This is a genomic window from Methylobacterium terrae, from assembly GCF_003173755.1.
GTDB classification, from domain to species: Bacteria; Pseudomonadota; Alphaproteobacteria; order Rhizobiales; family Beijerinckiaceae; genus Methylobacterium; species Methylobacterium terrae.
Genome location: NZ_CP029553.1, coordinates 4887098 through 4900958, shown reverse-complemented (window position 1 = coordinate 4900958; position 13861 = coordinate 4887098). Strand labels below are relative to the sequence as shown.

Annotated in this window: 12 protein-coding genes and 1 pseudogene; 7 read left to right on the top strand and 6 right to left on the bottom strand. The window is 71.3% G+C overall.

The features are described 5' to 3' along the window. Positions 1 to 8 precede the first annotated feature (8 nt). Entirely contained in the window at positions 9 to 542 is a 534-nt protein-coding gene (locus tag DK419_RS22685) for a protein phosphatase CheZ (RefSeq protein ID WP_109961094.1), read from the bottom strand. A gap of 202 nt (positions 543 to 744) precedes the next feature. Then, positions 745 to 1128: a response regulator gene (locus DK419_RS22680; RefSeq protein WP_048452414.1), complete on the bottom strand. Its 384-nt coding sequence runs from the start codon at positions 1126 to 1128 to the stop codon at positions 745 to 747. Positions 1129 to 1387: 259 nt separating this feature from the next. Here DK419_RS22680 and DK419_RS22675 point away from each other — a divergent pair, with 259 nt between their 5' ends. Then, a complete protein-coding gene (locus DK419_RS22675) occupies positions 1388 to 2383 on the top strand; it encodes a bifunctional riboflavin kinase/FAD synthetase (RefSeq protein ID WP_109961093.1) in 996 nt (331 codons plus the stop codon). A gap of 37 nt (positions 2384 to 2420) precedes the next feature. Here DK419_RS22675 and DK419_RS22670 read toward each other — a convergent pair whose 3' ends face one another. Continuing rightward, a complete protein-coding gene (locus DK419_RS22670; protein WP_109961092.1) occupies positions 2421 to 2657 on the bottom strand; it encodes a hypothetical protein in 237 nt (78 codons plus the stop codon). A 104-nt stretch (positions 2658 to 2761) separates the two neighbouring features. On the opposite strand from DK419_RS22670, the gene DK419_RS22665 reads away from it, so the two are divergent. Further along, complete coding sequence (locus DK419_RS22665) at positions 2762 to 3370, top strand: cadmium resistance transporter (RefSeq protein ID WP_109961091.1); 609 nt, start codon at positions 2762 to 2764, stop codon at positions 3368 to 3370. 141 nt (positions 3371 to 3511) lie between these two features. Here DK419_RS22665 and DK419_RS30025 read toward each other — a convergent pair. Then, a pseudogene (locus tag DK419_RS30025) lies at positions 3512 to 3802 on the bottom strand (GNAT family N-acetyltransferase); the annotation flags it as partial. Positions 3803 to 4121: 319 nt separating this feature from the next. On the opposite strand from DK419_RS30025, the gene ileS reads away from it, so the two are divergent. The 5 genes from ileS to DK419_RS22640 all read left to right on the top strand — a co-directional run bounded on the left by ileS (position 4122) and on the right by DK419_RS22640 (position 11577). Beyond that, the gene (gene ileS, locus DK419_RS22660; RefSeq protein ID WP_208642235.1) at positions 4122 to 7094 is read left to right on the top strand and encodes an isoleucine--tRNA ligase; all 2973 of its coding nucleotides are present in this window, start codon (positions 4122 to 4124) and stop codon (positions 7092 to 7094) included. 29 nt (positions 7095 to 7123) lie between these two features. Further along, positions 7124 to 7621, top strand: a complete 498-nt coding sequence (gene lspA / locus DK419_RS22655; RefSeq protein WP_109962450.1) for a signal peptidase II — start codon at positions 7124 to 7126, stop codon at positions 7619 to 7621. Positions 7622 to 7751: 130 nt separating this feature from the next. Continuing rightward, positions 7752 to 8420 carry a hypothetical protein gene (locus DK419_RS22650; protein WP_245442640.1) on the top strand — a complete coding sequence of 223 codons (669 nt, stop codon included), beginning with the start codon at positions 7752 to 7754 and terminating at the stop codon, positions 8418 to 8420. A 422-nt stretch (positions 8421 to 8842) separates the two neighbouring features. After that, positions 8843 to 10198, top strand: coding sequence for a M16 family metallopeptidase (locus DK419_RS22645; RefSeq protein ID WP_245442638.1), 1356 nt, complete (start codon positions 8843 to 8845; stop codon positions 10196 to 10198). 77 nt (positions 10199 to 10275) lie between these two features. Continuing rightward, positions 10276 to 11577: a M16 family metallopeptidase gene (locus DK419_RS22640; protein ID WP_109961088.1), complete on the top strand. Its 1302-nt coding sequence runs from the start codon at positions 10276 to 10278 to the stop codon at positions 11575 to 11577. A 33-nt stretch (positions 11578 to 11610) separates the two neighbouring features. Here DK419_RS22640 and DK419_RS22635 read toward each other — a convergent pair whose 3' ends face one another. Together DK419_RS22635 and DK419_RS22630 are read right to left on the bottom strand one after the other, a co-directional pair. Continuing rightward, entirely contained in the window at positions 11611 to 12048 is a 438-nt protein-coding gene (locus DK419_RS22635; protein ID WP_109961087.1) for a cupin domain-containing protein, read from the bottom strand. Positions 12049 to 12362: 314 nt separating this feature from the next. Next, the gene (locus DK419_RS22630; protein WP_109961086.1) at positions 12363 to 13691 is read right to left on the bottom strand and encodes an NAD(P)/FAD-dependent oxidoreductase; all 1329 of its coding nucleotides are present in this window, start codon (positions 13689 to 13691) and stop codon (positions 12363 to 12365) included. Positions 13692 to 13861: the final 170 nt, after the last annotated feature.

The window sequence follows — 13861 nt, the reverse complement described above, 5'->3', positions numbered from 1 at the left end:
CGCCGCCTTCAGGAGAACAGGGCGTCGATCGCGTCCTGCGGCGTCTCCGGGCCCTTGAGCTGCGGGCCGTTGAGCATCAGCTTCTCCGCCCGGGCCTTGCGGCGCGCCTCCTCCGGGTCGTGCTCGGCCTCGCCGTCGCGCACGTTCACCACGGTCGAGAATTGCGACAGCCGCTTCTCGAGCTGTCCCAGCGCGTCCACGACCTTGGAGATGCGCTGGCCGGTGATGTCCTGGAAGGTGCAGGCCTCGAAGATGTCGCCGATATGGGCCTCGACCCTGGCGCGGTAGTCGTCGAGGGTCTTGGCCTCGATGGCGAGCATCGCCTCGGCGGATTCCATGATCCGGTTGGTGGCGCTGGCCGTGGCGGCGACGACGCTGCCGAGCTCGTCATGCGCCATCGGGATGCGGTCGCGGGTGAGTTCCTGGGCCCGCAGGGCCGCGATGCCGCGCTTGAGCTTGGTGATGTAGTCGGCGATCTCCATGAGCTCGGTCACCGGGATCGCCTGGCCCGTCGGCTCGGCCGTACTCGCGCAAGCAGCCATGGGCGTTTTGCCTCCGAGCAGCCGGTTGAGGGCGGTCCGCGGCCCTGCCGTCATCTGCCTGAGCACCTGATCGCTCCCTCCCGGATGGGTTGTCCCTGGCGCGAGCGCGTGACCCGACGATCCGGCGCGCGGCCGGGCTCTCGGCCTTGCCGGGAAAGGCCCCGCGCCCGAGGGGCGCCGGCTCGTCGCCGAGCCGGCAGCATCAGGCGCCGCAGACCGCCTCGATCTTGGTCTTCAGCGTCTGCGCGTTGAACGGCTTGACGATGTAGTTGTTCACGCCGGCCTTCTTCGCCGCGATGACGTTCTCGGTCTTCGACTCGGCGGTGACCATGATGAACGGCGTGGTGCGCAGGGCGTCGTCGGCCCGGACGTGGCGCAGCAGCTCGTAACCGGTCATCGGCTCCATGTTCCAGTCGGAGATGACGAGGCCGTACTTCTTCGTCTTCAGCTTCGCCAGCGCGCCGGTGCCGTCCGACGCGTCGTCGACGTCCTCGAAGCCGAGCTGCTTGAGCAGGTTGCGGATGATGCGGACCATCGTCTGGTAATCGTCGACCACGAGGATCGGCATGCCGAGGTCAAGGGCCATGGCTTACGGCTCCGTTCGCGGGCGCGACGCATCCCCGTGCGCGACGAACCCCGCTTGGATCATGAGGCGAGGCGCCGGGCGGCACCTCTATACAAGCTTGTAGATCCGGGCCCTTGAGAAGGGGTTAACCCGCCCGGCAGGCGCCCTGGGCGGACGCCCGGGGTCCCGCGCCCGGCCAGGGCCGGCTTGACCCACGGAGCGGATTTCGACAGGGTCCGGCCGCCTTCGAGACCTCCCCGCCGCCGAGCCAAGGACCCGCATGCCGCGCGACGAGACCGCCCCGCGCCCCGTCCCGCCGCCCCTGCCCGTCCACCGCGACGGCGAGCCGGTTCCGGAGCGCTTGGGCGGCGCGGTCGCGGCGCTCGGCAACTTCGACGGCATCCACCGGGGCCACCGCGCCCTCATCGCCGCGGTGCGGGAGATGGCCGCGGATCTCGGCCGGCCGAGCGCGGTCCTGACCTTCGAGCCCCATCCCCGCGCCTTCTTCTCCCCCGACGCGACGATGTTCCGCCTCACCGGCCTGCCTGAGAAGCTCGCGGTGCTGCAGCGGCTCGGCATCGACGGCGCCTTCGTGCGCCGCTTCGACTCGGGCCTCGCCGGCACGGGCGCGGCCGCCTTCGTCGCCGACACGCTCAAGGGCGAGCTCGGCCTGTCCGGCGTGGTGATCGGGCACGACTTCCATTTCGGCCGCGGCCGCGAGGGCACGCCGGCGATGCTGGAGGCGCTCTGCGCCGAGAACGGGCTGGCCTGCCGCATCGTCCCGGCGGTGGCGGCGGGCGGCGGCGAGGCGCCGGTCTCGTCGAGCGCGATCCGGGCGGCGCTCGAGGCGGGCGACGTGGCGACCGCCAACCACCTTCTCGGCTACCGCTGGTTCGTCGAGGGCGAGGTGCGCCACGGCGACAAGCGCGGCCGCACCCTCGGCTTCCCGACCGCCAACGTGTCCCTCGACGCCTGCGCGCTTGCCCACGGCATCTACGCGGTGCGCGTCCGCCTGAACGACGGCAGCGTGCGCGACGGCGTGGCGAGCTACGGCCGCCGCCCGACCTTCGACGACGGTGCGCCTCTCCTTGAGACCTACCTGTTCGACTTCTCCGGCGACCTCTACGGCCAGCGCATCGCGGTCGAGTTCGTCGGCTTCATCCGCGGCGAGGCGCGGTTCGACAGCGCCGAGGCGCTCGTCGCCCGCATGCGCGAGGACGCGGCGGAAGCGCGCCGGATGCTGGCCGAGGACCGCACGCCCTCGATGCTGGGGTGACCCGGCTGGGGTGACCCGGCCGGGGTGGAGGCGGCGGTCACTCCGGAATGAACTCGCGGATCGGCGCCTCGGTGTCGGCATCGCGTCCGCGCCGACGCTCCGTCCGCCGCATGGTGCCGCGACCCTCGTCGGGGATCAGCAGCGGGTCGGTCGGCGTGACGGTGCCGGTCGCATCGACGTCCTCGGGGATCGGCCGCGGCGGCGGCCGGTCGCGGGCGACCGCCGGAGCGGTCAGGAGGGCGGCGAGCGCGAGGGCGCAGATCTGAATGCGCATGGCGAACTCCGGGCTTCGAGGCACCTTTCGAGGCATCTGACGATGAACCGTATGGTCAACCGCGCGATGCCGCGCCCCGTTCCGGGTCCCGGCCCGGTCCGACCATGGACCACCTGACCGGTCTCGGCGTGGCGATCGCCCTCTTCGCCTCGACCAACATCGACGACATCGTCGTCCTGATCGGCTTCTTCTCCGATCCGCGCTACCGGCCGCGGCAGATCGTGATCGGGCAGTTCCTCGGCATCGCCGTCCTGGTGCTCGCCTCGCTCGCCGGCGCGCTCCTGTCCCTGGTCGCGGCGCCGGCCTTGCTCGGTCTCCTCGGCCTCGTGCCGATCGGGCTCGGCTTGCGCCATCTCCTGTCCCGGAGGGACGACGACGGGGACGAGGCCGCCGCCGGAACCGCCTCGGCCGGCAAGGCCCTCGCGGTCGCCGGCGTGACCGTCGCCAATGGCGGCGACAATATCGGGATCTACACCCCGGTCTTCGCGACCAGCCCTGCGCCCCGGCTCGTCCTGTTCGTCGCCGTCTTCGCCGTGATGGTGGCGCTCTGGCTCGGTCTCGCCCACTGGCTCGTGCACCACCCGGCGCTGGGCGCCCCGATCCGGCGGATCGGCCGGGTCGCGACGCCGTTCGTGCTGATCGGGATCGGCGTGATGGTTCTGGTCGAGGCGGGGACGGTGGCGTGGGTTGCGGAATGGGCGGTACGCGGATGAGGTGCGTCGCGGCCGGGGTGTCGCACTCCGCGAAACCGAGCCGCCGGTCGAACGCCACTGCGTCCGGTGAGGCCGCGCGCACAGGCGCACGATCCGCAAATGGCACGCGGCCACCTGCAGGAGGTGTCCAACCGGCAGGGCACCGATGCCGCAACGCCGGTGCGAGCCGAGTACGTAGACGTGCCGTCGCCGACCGGTCCCCACCTCCGCATCGCAGGGGTTGCGGTTCAGCCCGCCTGAACCGACGAGGTGGTCGCCCTCCCACGCTCCCAGAAACGTCTCGCCCGGACGATCGAACCGGTCGGCGCCCGAGGCCCATGGCTCGAACGGGCGGCCGACGAAGGCGACGCCATGCAGGCCGGCCTCCACGCGCTGGGGCTCCGCGGCGGGCTCGAGAGTGGCAAGGCGGGCGATCGCCGGACCGGACGACATCGGGGTAACGGGGATCGCGCACAGGCATCCATGCGCCGAAGGGCGTGAAGGTTGACCCAGCGATATCATGCCTTGAGCGAAGCGCCGATGGCCGCCAGACTGTCGGCCTCAATACCCCGCTTCCCCCGCCCGCCCGCCGCTGCTAGAAGCGCCGGATGACCGAATCGCGCCCGCGCCGCGTCGCCTCCCGGCGAATTACGAGCCCGGCTTCCGCCTGAGGGCCGCTTCCGCGCGGCCGCGCGGAAGACCGGGCTGCTGCCGTTCCGCCGCGATTCCCTCAAGGGCCGCGCCTCCGCGCCCCAGACGAGCCTTGACCCCCATGACCGAGCAAAAGCCCGCCGCCGGGCGCGACTATTCCGAGACCCTGTTCCTGCCGGTCACCGCGTTCCCGATGCGGGCCGGGCTGCCGCAGCGCGAGCCGGAGATCCTGGAGCGCTGGGCGCGCACGGACCTCTACGCCCGCATCCGCGAGGCGGCCGCCGGCCGGCCGAAATTCGTGCTGCACGACGGCCCGCCCTACGCCAACGGCCACATCCACATCGGCACGGCGCTCAACAAGATCCTGAAGGACATCGTCGTCCGCACGCAAGGCGCCTTGGGCCAAGACGCCAACTACGTCCCGGGCTGGGACTGCCACGGCCTGCCGATCGAGTGGAAGATCGAGGAGCAGTACCGCGCCGCCGGCCGCAACAAGGACGAGGTGCCGGTGGTCGAGTTCCGGCGCGAGTGCCGGACCTTCGCCGAGCACTGGCTGTCGGTGCAGCGCGAGGAGTTCAAGCGCCTCGGCGTCACCGGCGACTGGGACCATCCCTACCTGACCATGGCCTACCCGGCCGAGGCCGCGATCGCCCGCGAGCTGATGACCTTCGCCACGACCGGCCAGCTCTACCGCGGCTCGAAGCCGGTGATGTGGTCGGTGGTCGAGAAGACCGCGCTCGCCGAGGCCGAGGTCGAGTACGAGGACCACGTCAGCGACACGATCTGGGCCGCCTTCCCGGTCGTCGCGTCGAAGACGGCCCCGGATCTGCAAGACGCCCGCATCGTCATCTGGACCACCACCCCATGGACGATCCCGGCCAACCGGGCCGTCGCCTATTCCAAAAAAGTTTCCTACGGATTGTATCGTGTCGTTGCTGCGCCTCAAGAGAACTGGTCTCAACCTGGTGTTCGTTACGTTGTTGCTGACAAACTGGCGGGCGACGTCTTCAAGGCAGCGCGCGTCGAATCCTTCGAACGACTGAGCGACGTTTCCGCCGACGACCTCGCCGGCGTGACGCTGGCGCATCCGCTCGCCTCCTGGAACGACGGCTACGCCCACGCCGTGCCGATGCTCGACGGCGAGCACGTCACCGACGAGGCCGGCACCGGCTTCGTCCACACCGCGCCGAGCCACGGCCGCGAGGATTTCGAGGTCTGGATGGCGAACGGCCGCCAGCTCCGCGAGCGCGGCATCGAGACCGCGATCCCCTACACGGTCGATGCCGACGGCGTGCTGACGCAGGCCGCCCCCGGCCTCACCGGCACCCGCGTCCTCGACGAGAAGGGCCAGAAGGGCGACGCCAACAAGGCGGTGATCGCCGCTTTGACCGCGTCCGGGACGCTGGTCGGCCGCGGCACGCTCAAGCACAGCTATCCCCATTCCTGGCGCTCGAAGAAGCCGGTCATCTTCCGCAACACGCCGCAATGGTTCATCGCCCTCGACAAGCCGGTGGCGAGCCTGAACGACGCGACGTTGCGCGACGTGGCGCTCCGCGAGATCGCCGTGACCCAGTGGGTGCCGCCGCAGGGCCAGAACCGCATCACCGGCATGATCGCCAACCGCCCCGACTGGGTGGTGTCGCGCCAGCGCGCCTGGGGCGTGCCGATCACGGTCTTCGTGAACCGCGAGACCGGCGAGATCCTGCGCGACGAAGCGGTCAACGCCCGCATCCACGCCGCCTTCGCGGCGGAGGGGGCCGACGCCTGGTTCACCGATGCCGACGGCGCCCGGTTCCTGGCGCCCGAGCACGACCCGGCTTCCTACGAGAAGGTCACCGACGTCCTCGACGTCTGGTTCGATTCCGGCTCGACCCACGCCTTCACGCTGGATGATCCCGAGCAGTTTCCGGGCCTCGCCGGCATCCGTCGTCGCCGCGACGGCGGCGACGACACGGTGATGTACCTCGAGGGCTCGGACCAGCACCGCGGCTGGTTCCACTCCTCGCTGCTCGAATCCTGCGGCACCCGCGACCGCGCGCCCTACGACGTGGTGCTGACCCACGGCTTCGTCCTCGACCCCAAGGGCGAGAAGATGTCGAAGTCGAAGGGCAACGTCGTCGCGCCCCAGGACGTGATCAAGGGCTCGGGCGCCGACATCCTGCGCCTGTGGGTGGCGGCCTCGGACTACACCGACGACCTGCGCATCGGCCCGGAGATCATCAAGACCTTCTCGGAGACCTACCGCAAGCTGCGCAACTCCCTGCGCTGGATGCTGGGCACGCTCGCCCATCACCGGCCCGAGGACCGGGTGGCGCCTCAGGACATGCCGGAGCTGGAGCGGTTCATCCTGCACCGGCTCGCCGAGCTGGATACCGAGATCCGCGACGCCTTCCGCACCTTCGACACGAAGCGCGTGGTGGCCCTGCTCAACGGCTTCATGACCGGCGACCTGTCGTCGTTCTACTTCGACGTGCGCAAGGACGCGCTCTACTGCGATCCGATCTCGTCGCAGACCCGGCGGGCGGCGCTCACCGTCGTCGACGAGGTCTTCAAGCGCGTCACGGTCTGGCTCGCCCCGGTCCTCGCCTTCACGGCCGAGGAGGCCTGGCTCGCGCGCTACCCCTCCGAGACTGCTTCGGTCCATACCGAGACCCTGCCGGAGACCCCCGCCTCCTGGCGCGACGAGGCGCTGGCGAAGCGCTGGGCCAAGATCCGCCGGGTGCGCCGGGTGGTGACGGGCGCTCTCGAGATCGAGCGCGCGGGCAAGCGCATCGGCGCGAGCCTTGAGGCGGCCCCGAGGGTCTTCGTCGCCGATCCGGAGTTGCTGGCGAGCCTCGAGGGAATCGACTTCGCGGAGGTCTGCATCACGTCGGACATCGCGGTCGAAGGCAGCGAGGGCCCGGCGGACGCCTTCCGGCTCGACGAGGTCAAGGGCGTCGCGGTGGTGCCGGCCCTGGCCGAGGGGCGCAAATGCGCCCGCTCGTGGAAGGTGTTGCCCAGCGTCGGCAGCGATCCGGACTACCCGGACGTGACGCACCGCGACGCGCAGGCCCTGCGCGAGTGGGACGCGCTCCACGCCGAGGCCGCCGAGTAAGGGCCCGAGGAAGAGGGCGAGGAACAATGATGCGTCCCCTCCCCTTCGGGTTGCTGGTCGCGCTCGTCACCCTGGTCCTCGACCAGGGGACGAAGCTCGGCCTGCTCTTCGTCGCCGACCTGCCGGTGCGCGAGCCCGTGGTGCTCGCGCCCTTCGCGCAGCTGATCGTGGTGTGGAACCGCGGCGTCTCCTACGGCCTGTTCCAGCAGGATTCGGCGCTCGGGCGCTGGGTGCTCGTCGGGGTGTCGCTGGTGGCCTCCGTGGCGCTCTCGGTGTGGATGGCGCGGGCCGGCAGCCGCTGGCTCGCCGGCTCGCTCGGCCTCATCGTCGGCGGGGCGATCGGCAACGCCATCGACCGCGCCGCCTACGGGGCGGTGTTCGACTTCGTCCACCTGCATGCCGGCGCCTGGTCCTGGTACGTGTTCAACGTGGCGGATGCCGGCATCGTCTTCGGGGTGGTCGGGCTCCTCTACGACGGGCTGGTGCTGGAGCGCCGCCGCGAGGCGGCAACCCGCGAATCGGCCTGAAACTCCCTGTGTGTCGCGCGCGCAACGCCCACCCGAAGCGTTGCGCGTCCCCACGGCCACGCCATACCTTCGCCCGAAACCGCCACCACCCAAGCTGGTAAATCATGGGGCGGAACAGGCAGGGGCCAGCATGCTCGACAAGCGCACGACACTCGCCGCGATGACGGTCGCGGGGCTCGCCACCGGTCTCACGACGTCCTGGGGCGCGCAGGCCCAGGAAGGCGTCGCGATGAAGAACGCCCTGTCGTCGATCGGCCTCATCGAGCCTGAGCGGCCGACGATCACCTATCGCGAGCGCGCGCCCCTGGTGCTGCCGCCGAAGATGGACAAGGCCGCCCTGCCGCCGCCGGTCGATCGCCGCGCCGTGCGCGAGGCCAACCCGCAATGGCCGACCGACCCGGAGACCGCGGCCCGCGACCGCCGCGCCGCCGAGGACCGCAAGCCGATCGCCCGCGGCTATGGCGGCCGGGTGAGCGACGAGAACGCGACGCTGCCGATCCAGGAGATGCGGGCCGGCCGGCGCGAGGGCGCCAGCATGACGACGGAGCCGACCTACAAGCCCGGCGACAACGTCAAGGAGTCGTTCTGGCTCAACCCGATGCAGCTCTTCGCCGGCAAGAAGGACGACGACGCGAACCTCTCCGACGTCGAGCCCTCGCGCGACGCGCTGACCGAGCCGCCGACCGGCTACCGCAAGCCGCCGAACGGCAAGCTCGCCCGCACCGAGCGGGGCCCGATGGGCATGAAGTCCGACCGCGAGGAGGCCGATCCCGGCGCCTACCTGCGCTCGCGCCAGTAACGTTTTCGAGATCGTCGGGAGTTCCACGCCCCGGGCCGTTCCAGCGGCCCGGGGTTTTCTCTGGTCGAGACCTGCTCGCCGTGCAGGGCTGCGAGCCGGGCTGCCCCGAGGACCGCCCTGGTCACGGACAGGCCAAGCTTCGGATGAATGTTCGTTCACGTTTCAACTGGGCCATAACGGGGCCGATCTGCGTCGAGTGCATTTCTCCGCAGTCCTCGGGTCCCCCCTGCCATAAAATGCTCTAGAACAGGGTCTCTAACGGCCGGCGACCCCGGTGGCCGGCCCGCCGGCCGGCTCGAACGCCCCGCTGGCCCGTGACTCGCATGAGCCGCAAGCCTCCCTTAAGTGAGCCGGTTCACGATCCAACACGGGTGGCCTCTCCGGCCGCCCGGCTAAGGTAGATCAGGATGCCCCCAGTCAGGATGCGCCCCGCCCCCGGCCTCGTCTGCCCCGTCAGCGCGACCCTGCGCACCGACGCGGCGCCCTTCGGCCGTGCGGAGGCGGGCGGTCCCGAAGTGGCGTCCTTCGTGCTCGACAACGGCCTCGACGTCGTGGTGGTGCCCGATCACCGCGCGCCCGTCGTCACCCACATGGTGTGGTACCGCAACGGCTCGGCGGATGATCCGCTCGGCCAGTCGGGCATCGCCCACTTCCTCGAGCACCTGATGTTCAAGGGCACCGAGACCCATCCGGTCGGCGCCTTCTCGAAGGCGGTGTCGAGCCTGGGCGGCCAGGAGAACGCCTTCACGTCGTTCGACTACACCGCCTACTTCCAGCGCGTCGCCCGCGACAACCTGAAGACCATGATGAGCTTCGAGGCGGACCGGATGACCGGCCTGATCCTCGACGACGCCGTGGTGGCGCCCGAGCGCGACGTGGTCCTGGAGGAGCGCCGGATGCGGGTCGAGACCGACCCGGCGGCCCAGCTCTCCGAGGCGATGGCGGCCTCGCTGTTCGTGCACCATCCCTACGGCATCCCGATCATCGGCTGGATGCACGAGATCGAGGAGCTGAACCGCACCCACGCCCTCGACTATTACCGCCGCTTCTACACCCCCGAGAACGCCATCCTGGTGGTGGCCGGCGACGTCACCGCCGACGAGGTCCGGCGGCTCGCCGACGACACCTACGGCGTGGTGACGCCGCGCGGCGCCCGGCCGCAGCGCGTGCGGCCGCGGGAGCCGGAGCCGCGGGCGGCGCGCCGCCTCAGCGTCGCCGACCCGAAGGTCGAGCAGCCGACCCTGCAGCGGCTCTACCTGACCCCGTCCTGCATGACCGCCCGCGACGGCGAGAGCCACGCGCTCGAACTCCTGGCCGAGGTGCTGGGCGGCGGGCCGACCTCCTACCTCTACCGCAGCCTGGTGCTGGAGCAGGGCGTCGCGGTGAATGCCGGCGCCTGGTACATGGGCTCGGCGATCGACGACACCCGCTTCTCGGTCTACGCCGTGCCGGCGGAGGGCGTGAGCCTGGAGGGTCTCGAGGAAGCCCTCGACCGGGCGCTCGCCCGCGCCCCCTCCGAGGCGCTGTCGGCCGACGCGATCGAGCGGGCGAAGACCCGCCTCGTCGCCGAGACGGTCTACTCCTCCGACAGCCAATCCTCGCTCGCCCGCATCTTCGGCTCGGCGCTCGCCATCGGCGAGAGCATCGAGGACGTTCGGCGCTGGCCCTCCGAGATCGAGGCGGTGCAGGCTTCCCGCCTCGCGGCGGTGGCCGAGCGCTACCTGGTGCCGGCCCGCTCGGTCACCGGCTACCTGACCAAGGGCCCCGCCGCGGCCTGATCCCGAGACCTGAGACCGCCCGGGGCGAGCGCGCCGCCGGGCGGACCTTCTTTTCCGAGCGATAACAAGAGGTCCTCATGACCCCGGCCGACGCCGTCTCCCGCAGCACCGCCGCCTCTGCGTCCTCCTCGTCCCCGACCCAGGCGCGCTCGGTCCTCTCGGCCCGCGGCATCGAGGCCTGGCACGTCGAGTCGCCGATCGTCCCCCTGATCGCGCTCGCCTTCACCTTCGAGGGCGGCGCGGCGCAGGATCCCGAGGGCAAGGCCGGCACCGCCCAGATGCTCGCCCGCCTCCTCGACGAGGGCGCCGGTCCGCACGATTCCGACGCCTTCCAGGAGCGGCTGGCCGCCCGCGCCATCGAGCTGAGCTTCCATGCCGGGCCGGACGCCATCGGCGGCTCGCTCAAGATGCTGCTCAAGCACGCCGACGAGGCGATCGAGCTGCTCGCCCTGGCGCTGGCCCAGCCCCGCTTCGACCCCGCGGCGATCGAGCGGGTGCGGGCGCAGATGCTCGCCGGCCTGCGCTACCAGCAGAACGACCCCGGCGTGATGGCCTCGCGCCGCTTCTTCGCCGAGGCCTATCCGGGCCACCCCTACGGCCGGCCCTCCTCGGGCACGATCGAGAGCGTGTCGTCGATCACCCGCGACGACCTCGTGGCGATGCACCGGCTGCTGCTCGCCCGCGGCCGGGTCAAGGTCGCGGCGGTCGGGGCGATCGGCGAGGAAGCGCTGGTGCGCGCCCTCGACGCCGCCTTCGGCGCCCTGCCGGAGGGCGGCGCGCTGACCGCGGTGCCGGCGACCCGGATCACCGGCCTCGGCCGGCGCATCGTCGTCGATCTCGACGTGCCGCAATCGGTCCTGCGCTTCGGCACCGACGGCGTGCCGTGGCGCGATCCGGACTTCATCCCGGCCTACGTGCTCAACCACATCCTGGGCGGCGGCGCCTTCACCTCGCGGCTGTTCCAGGAGGTGCGCGAGAAGCGCGGCCTCGCCTATTCTGTGGGCACCTCGCTGGTGAGCCACCGCGCCGCCTCGATGACCTGGGGCTACACCGCGACCAAGAACGAGCGCGTCGCCGAGTGCCTGACGGTGATCGCCGACGAGATCGCCCGCCTGACCACCGACGGCCCCGACGACGACGAGTTGCAGAAGGCCAAGGACTACCTCACCGGCTCCTACGCGCTCGGCTTCGACACCTCGACCAAGATCGCCCACCAGCTGGTTCAGATCGCCTTCGAGGGCCTCGGCATCGACTATATCGCCCGCCGCAACGGGCTGATCGGCGCGGTGACGCAGGCCGACATCCGCCGGGCCGCGGCCCGGACGCTCGGCGACGGCAAGCTGCTGGTGGTGGCGGCCGGGCGGCCCACGGCGATGTGAGCCCAAGGGGGGCGGTCCGCCGCCCCTCGCTCCCTACGCCATCACGTCCCCCTCCGGCGGGCGCAGACCATCCAGCTCCGGCAGCAGCACCACGCTCTCCTGCTCGTTCGGATCGGTGCGGGCGATCACCGCCGTGCAGGTCTCGGTGCGACTGGCATTGTAGGGCAGATGCGGCACCCCGGCCGGGATGTAGACGAAATCGCCGGCGCGGCTCCACAGGTGGTGCTCCAGCCGAGAACCGTACCAGGTGCCGGCGACGCCCGAGAGCACGTGCAACGCCGTCTCGTGCGCCTCGTGCAGGTGGGCCTTGGCCCGCGCCCCCGGCGGCAGGGTGACGAGCTGCATGTGCAGCCCCTTCGACCCCACCGACTCGGCCGAGACCGCCGGGGCGTAGGTCAGCGCCTGCTTGCCGACGATGGCGGGGCCCGGGCGCACGACCCGGCAGGTGGCTTCCGATGGCGGTCCGTCCATGGCGCATCCCTCCGCGTGAACGACGCAGAGTTTACGCATATTCGGTGCAGCGGGCACACGAATTTGTCGGCATCGCGCCGCGCTCACCTCATCAGGAGAAGACGCGAGATCCCCTCTCCCGTGTGGGAGAGGGGTAGGGGTGAGGGTGATACGGCTCAGAATAAAGCTACGGTCGTCACGCGACCAGCCCCGCGGTCGATGCTTTACACGAAAGCGCGTCACCCTCACCCCTGACCCCTCTCCCACACGGGAGAGGGGAACCGCGCTCTACTGTGGAACAGTGGCGTTTGACCCTCTCGTTACAGGCGTCGCCCTCAGAACTCCGCCACCTTGCCCCAGGCCGACGACCCGAACCGGTCCGGATGGTAGGGCTTGGGATCGACGATCGGGTCGGCGCCCGAGACGATGTCGGCGATGAGGTGGCCGGCGCCCGGGCCGATGCCGAAGCCGTGGCCGGAAAAGCCCGCCGCCAGGACGAGGCCGGGCACCCCCGTGACCTCGCCGATGCCCGGCACGCCGTCCGGGGTCGAATCGACGTAGCCGGCCCAGGAAGCGGTGATCGCGGTCTCGCGCAGGGCCGGCAGCATCTCGAGGGCGCGGCGGTGGGTCTCGGCGATGAGCTTCGGGTCCGGGCGGGGATCGAGGATGCGCATCCGCTCCATCGGCGTCGGCCGGTCGAGGCGCCACTTCTTCACGCCCTCGTGGCCGCTGCGCCAGGCCTCGGCGCCGCCGGGCGCGAGCACGCGCCAGCGCTTGGCGAACATCGGCACGAATTCGCGGGCGAACAGGATCTGTTGCGGCGTGGGATCGACGCGGGCCCGCCCGCTGATCGCCAGGTTGTAGCCGCCGCTCTCGCCGCGGCGCGTCAGCGAGATGCCGGCGGTGTAAAGGGCGTCCGGCAGGCCGGCGACGTTGGGGCCGACCGCCATGATCGACTGGCGCACCGCGGCTTGCGGGAAGCGGATGCCGAGCTGGCGGACGAACGACGACGCCCAGGCGCCGCCGGCCATCACCACCGTGCGGGTGCGGATGGTGCCCTTCTCGGTCACCACGCCGCAGACCCGGCCGCCCTCGAGCTCGACGCCGCGGGCGGCGCAGAACTGGTGCACGGTGCCGCCGTACTTCATCACGCCGCGGGCTGCGACCGGCACCGCCCGGGAAGTGTCGGCGATGCCGTCGGTGGGCGAGAACACGCCGCCCTTCCAGGCGCGGCCGGTCGCACGGCCGTGCTCGCGGGCTTCCGCCGCGCTGAGCACGTTGGTGACGACGCCCTCGCCGGCGGCGAAATCGCGCCACTTCGCCCAGCGCTCGATCTCGGCCTCGTCGTTGCTGAGGTAGAGCAGGCCGCAGCGGCGAAAGCCGACATCCTCGCCGATCTCGGCCTTGAGGCGGTCCCACAGGTCGAGGCTCTTCGTCGCCATCGGCAATTCGCGGGCGTCACGGTTCTGCTGCCGGCACCAGCCCCAGTTGCGGCTCGACTGCTCGGCCCCGATGCGGCCCTTCTCGACCAGGGCCACGCTGACGCCGCGGCGCGCCAGGTAATAGGCCGTGAAGGTGCCGACCACGCCGCCGCCGATCACCACGACCTCGGCGGAGGCCGGCAGGTCCGGGGTGGTCTCGATGTGGAGGAGAGGTGCAGGCATCGTGGGCTCCCGTTGATCGGGAGAGCCTAGCAGGGGGCTCCGGGTGAAGAATCCGGAGAACCGGGGCCCGGCGGCATAATCTGCCGCGTGCCGGTCGTCCGGCCGGCATCATCGGGCTTCGCCGGGGAGGTGCCGACGGGGGCTCGCCCATGGGGGACTTGCTCATGAGG

Coding starts and splice junctions, on each gene's coding strand:
- DK419_RS22685 (WP_109961094.1), bottom strand. CDS start 542: ATGGCTGCTTGCGCGAGTACGGCCGAGCCGACGGGCCAGGCGATCCCG.
- DK419_RS22680 (WP_048452414.1), bottom strand. CDS start 1,128: ATGGCCCTTGACCTCGGCATGCCGATCCTCGTGGTCGACGATTACCAG.
- DK419_RS22675 (WP_109961093.1), top strand. CDS start 1,388: ATGCCGCGCGACGAGACCGCCCCGCGCCCCGTCCCGCCGCCCCTGCCC.
- DK419_RS22670 (WP_109961092.1), bottom strand. CDS start 2,657: ATGCGCATTCAGATCTGCGCCCTCGCGCTCGCCGCCCTCCTGACCGCT.
- DK419_RS22665 (WP_109961091.1), top strand. CDS start 2,762: ATGGACCACCTGACCGGTCTCGGCGTGGCGATCGCCCTCTTCGCCTCG.
- ileS (WP_208642235.1), top strand. CDS start 4,122: ATGACCGAGCAAAAGCCCGCCGCCGGGCGCGACTATTCCGAGACCCTG.
- lspA (WP_109962450.1), top strand. CDS start 7,124: ATGCGTCCCCTCCCCTTCGGGTTGCTGGTCGCGCTCGTCACCCTGGTC.
- DK419_RS22650 (WP_245442640.1), top strand. CDS start 7,752: ATGCTCGACAAGCGCACGACACTCGCCGCGATGACGGTCGCGGGGCTC.
- DK419_RS22645 (WP_245442638.1), top strand. CDS start 8,843: ATGCGCCCCGCCCCCGGCCTCGTCTGCCCCGTCAGCGCGACCCTGCGC.
- DK419_RS22640 (WP_109961088.1), top strand. CDS start 10,276: ATGACCCCGGCCGACGCCGTCTCCCGCAGCACCGCCGCCTCTGCGTCC.
- DK419_RS22635 (WP_109961087.1), bottom strand. CDS start 12,048: ATGGACGGACCGCCATCGGAAGCCACCTGCCGGGTCGTGCGCCCGGGC.
- DK419_RS22630 (WP_109961086.1), bottom strand. CDS start 13,691: ATGCCTGCACCTCTCCTCCACATCGAGACCACCCCGGACCTGCCGGCC.